Genomic DNA, 466 nt, shown 5'->3' on the forward strand with positions numbered 1-466 from the left:
GTGGATGGCCGTGGCGGCCTGTCCTTCTCTCATCATGGCTTGGCTGCTTTCCGGGCGTGGTCAGACGCCCTGCTTGAGGGAGGCTTCGATGAACACGTCGAGGTCGCCGTCCAGCACCTTCTGGGTGGCGGAGACTTCGACGTTGGTGCGCAGGTCCTTGATGCGGCTGTTGTCGAGCACGTAGCTGCGGATCTGGTGGCCCCAGCCCACGTCGGTCTTCGTGTCTTCCAGCTTCTGCTGCTCCTCCATGCGCTTGCGCATTTCGAAGTCGTAGAGGCGCGAGCGCAGGCGCTGCCAGGCGACGTCGCGGTTGCTGTGCTGGCTGCGGCCGTCCTGGCACTGCACGACGATGCCGGTCGGAATGTGCGTGAGGCGCACGGCCGAATCGGTCTTGTTGATGTGCTGGCCGCCCGCGCCCGATGCGCGGTAGGTATCCGTGCGCACGTCGGCCGGGTTGATGTTGATC

The 466-nt window shown here is 65.2% G+C and carries 1 protein-coding gene; it reads right to left on the bottom strand.

Annotated features, from left to right (window positions below; genetic code table 11):
• Positions 1–60: 60 nt before the first annotated feature.
• A partial coding sequence (locus tag FJV41_RS55680) for a peptide chain release factor-like protein (protein ID WP_281291672.1) occupies positions 61–466 on the bottom strand: 406 nt, incomplete at its 5' end.

The sequence above is a fragment of the Myxococcus llanfairpwllgwyngyllgogerychwyrndrobwllllantysiliogogogochensis genome (assembly GCF_006636215.1).
Classification (GTDB): domain Bacteria; phylum Myxococcota; class Myxococcia; order Myxococcales; family Myxococcaceae; genus Myxococcus; species Myxococcus llanfairpwllgwyngyllgogerychwyrndrobwllllantysiliogogogochensis.